This window comes from Nitrospinota bacterium, from assembly GCA_035528715.1.
Classification (GTDB): domain Bacteria; phylum JADFOP01; class JADFOP01; order DATKYB01; family DATKYB01; genus DATKYB01.
This window is the reverse complement of sequence record DATKYB010000116.1, coordinates 1-6,423: the sequence shown is the minus strand read 5'-3', so window position 1 is coordinate 6,423 and position 6,423 is coordinate 1. Positions and strand designations below refer to the sequence as shown.

General features: G+C 36.1%; 6 protein-coding genes. All 6 read left to right on the top strand.

The window, feature by feature from the left end; genetic code table 11:
• The coding region (locus VMW81_08420; protein ID HUU50969.1) for an ABC transporter ATP-binding protein at nucleotides 1-651 on the top strand (651 nt) is incomplete at its 5' end.
• Between the two features lie 12 nt (nucleotides 652-663).
• Entirely contained in the window at nucleotides 664-1,683 is a 1,020-nt protein-coding gene (locus VMW81_08415) for an oligopeptide/dipeptide ABC transporter ATP-binding protein (GenBank protein ID HUU50968.1), read from the top strand.
• 39 nt (nucleotides 1,684-1,722) lie between these two features.
• The gene (locus VMW81_08410) at nucleotides 1,723-3,471 is read left to right on the top strand and encodes a CocE/NonD family hydrolase (protein HUU50967.1); all 1,749 of its coding nucleotides are present in this window, start codon (nucleotides 1,723-1,725) and stop codon (nucleotides 3,469-3,471) included.
• The gene (locus VMW81_08405) at nucleotides 3,468-5,078 is read left to right on the top strand and encodes an amidohydrolase family protein (protein HUU50966.1); all 1,611 of its coding nucleotides are present in this window, start codon (nucleotides 3,468-3,470) and stop codon (nucleotides 5,076-5,078) included. The genes VMW81_08410 and VMW81_08405 overlap by 4 nt, the downstream gene beginning before the upstream one ends.
• Nucleotides 5,079-5,147: 69 nt before the next feature.
• Nucleotides 5,148-5,966 (top strand): M55 family metallopeptidase, encoded by an 819-nt coding sequence (locus tag VMW81_08400; GenBank protein ID HUU50965.1) that lies wholly within the window; start codon nucleotides 5,148-5,150, stop codon nucleotides 5,964-5,966.
• A 34-nt stretch (nucleotides 5,967-6,000) separates the two neighbouring features.
• On the top strand, nucleotides 6,001-6,423 hold a 423-nt coding region (locus VMW81_08395; GenBank protein HUU50964.1), incomplete at its 3' end, for an aminotransferase class III-fold pyridoxal phosphate-dependent enzyme.

Here is a 6,423-nt window from a genome sequence, read left to right as displayed (position 1 = left end):
TTGACTGTTGAAGACCAGATAGCCGAGGTTCTAATTTACCATTTTACAATGGCCAAAAAAGAAGTAAAAGAAAGAGCAATAAATTTATTAAAAGATGTTGATATTCCTGCACCTGAAAGGGTTATTAGAATGTATCCTCATGAACTATCTGGAGGTATGAAACAAAGAGTAATGATAGCAATGGCACTCGCTGGGAATCCTGATCTGTTAATATTAGATGAACCAACAACAGCCTTAGATGTTACTGTTCAAGCACAGTTTTTAAACTTAATAGAGAAACTCCAGGAAAAATACGGGATTTCTATACTTTGGATAACACATGACTTAACTGTAATAGCTGAGATGGCAGATATGGTCGTGGTTATGTATGCTGGATATGTAGTAGAGTATACAGACGTAACGTCTCTTTTCAAAAATTCCTTACATCCATATACCAGCCTTCTCTTAAAAGCAGTTCCTCGTATAGGGACAAGGGTTAATGATTTGGAGATAATACTAGGAGTAGTTCCTAATTTGCTTTATCCTCCCTCTGGTTGTAGATTTCATCCAAGATGCCCATCGGTAAAGAGCATTTGTAAAAAGCAAAAGCCTCCTCTAATGGAGGTTGAAAATAATCATTTTGTTGCGTGTCATCTGTACAATGAAAATTAGGGGAGTTGATAAATGGGAGGGCTTATACAAGTTGAAAATCTTAAAAAATATTTTCCTGTAAAAAAGGGGTTTCTAAAAAGAATAGTAGGATATGTTAAAGCTATTGATGGGGTTAGTTTTATTGTTAACAAAGGAGAAACTTTGGGTTTGGTTGGGGAATCAGGATGTGGGAAGACAACCTTAGGGAGGACTGTTGATAGACTTCTTGTGCCTACAGAGGGAAGGATATATTTTGATGGAAGAGAGATTACTCATATACAGGGGAAAAAATTAAAAGAAACAAGAAAAGACATACAGATCGTCTTTCAAAATCCAAAGGCTTCAATTGATCCGAGGATGACAATAGCAGATGTTATTGGAGAGTCCTTAAAAGAACATAGTCTTGTAAAAGACGAAAAAGAATTAAAAGAAAGAGTTTTGGAACTAATCAGAGAAGTTGGGTTAGAAGAAGAACATCTTAGCAGATTTAGACATGCTTTTAGTGGAGGTCAACTTCAGAGGATTACAATTGCAAGGACATTAGCTATGGGCCCTAAGGTTATAGTACTGGATGAGCCAACATCTGCCCTGGATGTATCAGTTCAGGCAAAAATTCTTAAACTTCTAAAAAAACTACAAAAGGAGCATAATTTAACCTATCTTTTTATTTCTCATGATTTAGCTGTTATTAGTGTGATAAGTGATAGGATTGCAGTTATATACCTGGGGAAAATAGTGGAGTTAACAGATACAAAAAGGATTTTCAATTCTCCTATGCACCCCTATACCTGGGCATTGCTTAGTTCAAATCCTGGACTGATTCCAAAGCATAAACCAAAGAGAATAATTTTAAAAGGAGAAGTCCCAAGTCCAATAAATCCTCCTTCTGGTTGTAGATTTCATCCAAGATGCCCATTCGCAAAGGATATCTGCAAAAAAGGAGAGCCTCCGCCATTTACAGAGGTAAAAAAAGGACATTTTGTTAGATGCTACTTCCCCTATTTAGCTCAAAAAGAATGGGCGCCATTTTTAAAAGAAAAATTAACCCATTAGGAGTGAGGTTGTTGGAAGATTTGGAAGGTAAGAAATCAAATGAAAGAAAAAATTAAAAAACATAGAAAGGTGAAACTAAACGTGGAAATTAGAACTTTGTTTGATGTTAAAATCCCAATGAGAGATAAAACAAAACTATCTGCAGATATCTATCTCCCAAAAAAAGAAGACTCTTATCCCACTATTTTGATTAGGACACCATACAATAAGGCCTTAGCAGACGAAACTAAGCATGGGACAAGGGATGTTGAGTTTTTTACAAGGAATGGTTTTGTAGTAGTTTTGCAAGATGTCAGGGGAAGAGGAGATTCTAATGGAGAATGGATTCCTATGTTTAATGAAGGACTCGATGGTTACGATACAGTAGAGTGGATCGCAAAACAAGACTGGTGTAATGGAAAAGTTGCTATGATGGGAGGTTCCTATAGAGGTTGGGTTCAGTGGGCTGCTGCTCGTGAGATACCCCCTCATTTAACTACTATGGTAAGCACTGCAGCTGCCGGTTATTTTATGCAAGAGTTACCTTTTATTAATGGTATGATAACTATGGGAATGATTCAATGGCTTCATCTTGTTGGTGGAAGATCAGTTCAGAATCCTAAATCTGTTAATTGGGAAAAGGTTATGTGGCATCTTCCTTTGAAGAGTATGGATGAGGTTGTAGGAAGAATGAGCACTGTTTGGAAAAAATGGATATCACATCCAAGTCTTGATGATTTCTGGCAGAAAATTCTCCTGACAACAGAAGATTTCAGGAAGATTAATCTACCGGTCCTTCACATAACCGGGTGGTATGATGATGATCAACCAGGGGCTATGTATTTCTATAAAGGTATGGTAAAATATTATTCCGCTAAAGATAAACAGTTTTTAATCTCTGGTCCGTGGGAGCATGGAGGAACCAGAATTCCAAAGCAACATCTTGGAGGGTTAGACTTTGGACCAGAGGCTGTAATAAATTTACTTAATCTTCATTTATGGTGGTTTGAATATTACCTTAAAGGAGATAAGGAGTCATGGAAAAAGTTCCTTGAATTCTTTAATTATAAAAAAGTATACACCTTTACAATGGGGGAAAATAAATGGGTTACAAGAAACTCCTGGCCACCATCGGAATCCTATACTGTTCCATGGTATCTCCATAGTAATGGAAAAGCGAATACTCTTTTAGGGGATGGAAAATTAAGCCAAGAAGAACCATTAGAAGAGACTGTAGACTGCTACGCTTATGACCCCAGAGATCCAGTGGTATCAACCATTGATTTTAATCTCTATGCTCCTTCAGCAGAGACTCCATTGGATATGCGGTTTATAGAAAGAAGGGATGATGTGCTGGTTTTCACAAGTGAACTATTAAAAGATGACTTAGAACTTGCCGGGACTCCAAGGATGTTGCTTTACGCTTCTTCTGATTGTTTAGACACAGATTGGATTGTCCTGCTTTCAGATGTATATCCGGATGGGAAGTCCATTAATCTTAATAAGGGAGGTATAAGGGCAAGGTACAGGAATTCTCTTGAAAGACCAGAACTTTTAGAAAAAGGCAAAATATACAAATATGAGTTTAAGCTTATTTTTGCAACAAGTCATATTTTTAAAGCTGGGCATAGGATTCGTCTTTTAGTAACCAGTAGCCTTTTCCCCGAATTTAATCGTAACTTAAATACAGGTGGTCCTATAGATGAAGAAGTTGATATTAAAGTAGCGCATAATAAAGTATATCACAGTAGAAAATATCTTTCTTCTCTGTTATTGCCCATGGTTCAAAGAAAAGGAGATTTTAAATGAAATTTGATTTGTTAATTAAAAATGGGAAAATTATTGATGGAACGGGAAATCCTTGGTTTAAAGGGGATATTGGAATAAAAAATGGCAAGATTATAAAAGTTGGAAGAATTAGTCCAGAAAAGAAGATGGATAGAGTAATAGATGCAAGAGGACTAATCGTAGCACTGGGATTTATCGATATGCACGCTCATGACGATTTAATGTTTTTTAGAGATATTTACAATAAACCAAAACTTTTTCAAGGTGTTACAACAGTAGTGGCAGGAAACTGCGGAATGAGTCCCGCACCGGTTAACAAGAAGACTTTAAAAATATTAAATTCCTATTTAGGTATTAATCATGGAAAAAACATTGATTTTGATTGGGTTTCTTATGGTGAATATTTAAATAAATTGGAAAGCCTGGGAAATTTAGGAACGAATTTCGTTGGATTAGTTGGTCATGGGACATTAAGAATTGCAGTGATGGGAATGGATGATAGAAACCCAACAGAGAAAGAATTAAAAGAAATGAAGAAGTTAGTATCCCAATCAATAAATGATGGTGCATTTGGAGTATCGTCAGGTTTGATTTACCCCCCTGGTGTTTATTCGAAAACTGAAGAATTAGTAGAACTTTTAAGAGGTGTAGCAAAATATGGAGGAATTTATTCAACACACATAAGAGATGAAGCAGATCATTTATTTAGTGCTCTTGATGAGGCTATAAGAATTGGGGTGGAAGCTAAAGTGCCAATCGAAATATCTCATCACAAAGCTGCCGGAAAATTTAATTGGGGAAAAATTGATAAAACCTTAAAGATGATCGAAGAAGCAAGGAAGAATGGTGTTGATATTACAGTAGATGCTTATCCTTATTTAGCAGGCGCATCATTTTTAGGGGCAATATTACCTCCTTTTGCCCATGAAGGTGGAGAGGAAAAACTAAAGGAAAGATGTAAAGATCCCAGAGAAAGAGGTAGAATGAGAGAGTTTATTGAAGAGAAAACAGACTGGCAAAATTTTATTAAACAGACAGGATGCGAGAATATTGTATTAACATATTCCCTTAATTATCCGGAATTTATAGGTAAAAATATTTTAGAAATTTCCAAAGAATGGAATAAAAGTATCTATGATACTATATTTGAAATAATTGCCAATGATGGTACTGATGCAGAGATGATTATTTTTATGATGAATGAAAAAGATTTGGAAAAAGTGATTAGCTGTCCATATACCATAATAGGAACTGATGGAGTTGACGAAGGAATTGGAATTCCTCATCCGAGAACATACGGTACTTTTCCTAGGATTCTGGGGGTTTATGTTAGAGACAGGAAGTTGCTTAATATTGAAGAAGCGATAAGAAAAATGACATCTTTTCCGGCACAAAAGATTGGGTTAAAAGATAGAGGGTTGATTAAAGAGGGTTTTTGGGCAGATATTGTGGTCTTTGATGCTGATAGAATTATTGATAAAGCAACTTATAAAGAACCAAGAAATAAGCCCGAAGGTATTGAGTATGTAATTGTTAATAGGGTTATTAGTGTAGAAAAAGGAAATTTGACAGGAAAGAGAGGAGGGAAAGTTCTTAAAAAGAATAATTACTTAACTTTGGGTTTATAATTTAAATAAAAACAAGACAAGTATGGTTAATCTAGTTTTATTAAAAAAATATTTTATGGAGGAGAATAAATGAAGATATTCATTTCAGTAGATATGGAAGGAATCACCGGGATTGTTCATTTTGATCAGGTTCTTCCAGAGAAAGAGGAATATAAACAGGCTCGGGAACTAATGGTAGGAGATGTCAATGCAGCCATTGAAGGAGCGTTGGAGGCAGGAGCAAAAGAGATTGTTGTAAATGATTCACATAATAAGATGACAAATATTATACTTTCCCAGCTTAATCCTGTGGCTCATTTAATTTCAGGATTCGACAAACCCTTATGTATGATGCAGGGCGTAGAAGGATGTGACGGAACGCTTCTTATAGGTTATCATGCCAAGATTGGTACACTACACGCCATATTAGATCATACATATTATGCTCCTATGGTGAATTGTGTAAGGTTAAATGGGATCGAAGTTGGGGAGCCAGAAATCAATACGGTTATTGCAGGACATTTTAATGTTCCTGTTATCTTTTTAAGTGGCGATGAAACTGTTTGTCGCGACGCTAAAGCATTCATAGGAGAACACCTTGAAACTGCAATAGTTAAAAAAGCTTTCGGACGGGCAGGAGCGGAGTGCCTCCATCCGGAAAAATCTCATCAATTGATTAGAGATGGAGTTAAAAAAGCTATTAGTGGACTTTCAAGTGTAAAACCTTTCCATGTAGACCTTCCAGTTACAGTTGAGGTAAAGTTTTTTACAGCGGAGATGGCTGACCAGGCTTATATTTACCCTTTTGTAGAGAGGATAAATGGGAGGACTATTAAGGTGCAGGGGAAAACAGTTTTAGAAGGTTATCGGGCCTTTATGAGTATTTTGGGACTTGCTCGGATTTTCTGATCTTATTATGCCGGGATAGTAAAAAGGGAAAAGAATGGAAAAAAAATTGACTGAATCTCTTAAAATCATCAAACAAGATGAAGAAGTTATCTCACCTGCTTCTCGGGTACCTTACTATCCTTTTGTTATGAAACGAGGGAAAGGTGCAATCGTAGAGGATATTGATGGTAATCGTTATATAGATTTTCTTTCCAGTGCTGCCGCTCTAAATACTGGTCATGCCCATCCCAGAGTAGTAAGAGCAATAAAGGAACAAGTTAATAATTTTACCAATTACACTACAGCCTATATGTATAATAAAAATCAAGTGGAACTGGCCCAAGAATTAGTGCAAATAACTCCAGGAAATAGGACCAAAAAAGTTTCTTTTGGACTTTCAGGTTCAGACGCTAATGATGGAGCTATAAAGCTTGCTCGTATCTTTACAAAACGTCAAAAAATAATTGCTTTTCTTCGT

Excerpts from the sequence above, each read along its gene's own strand:
- VMW81_08410 (HUU50967.1), top strand. The coding sequence starts at position 1,723 with ATGAAAGAAAAAATTAAAAAACATAGAAAGGTGAAACTAAACGTGGAA.
- VMW81_08415 (HUU50968.1), top strand. The coding sequence starts at position 664 with ATGGGAGGGCTTATACAAGTTGAAAATCTTAAAAAATATTTTCCTGTA.
- VMW81_08400 (HUU50965.1), top strand. The coding sequence starts at position 5,148 with ATGAAGATATTCATTTCAGTAGATATGGAAGGAATCACCGGGATTGTT.
- VMW81_08405 (HUU50966.1), top strand. The coding sequence starts at position 3,468 with ATGAAATTTGATTTGTTAATTAAAAATGGGAAAATTATTGATGGAACG.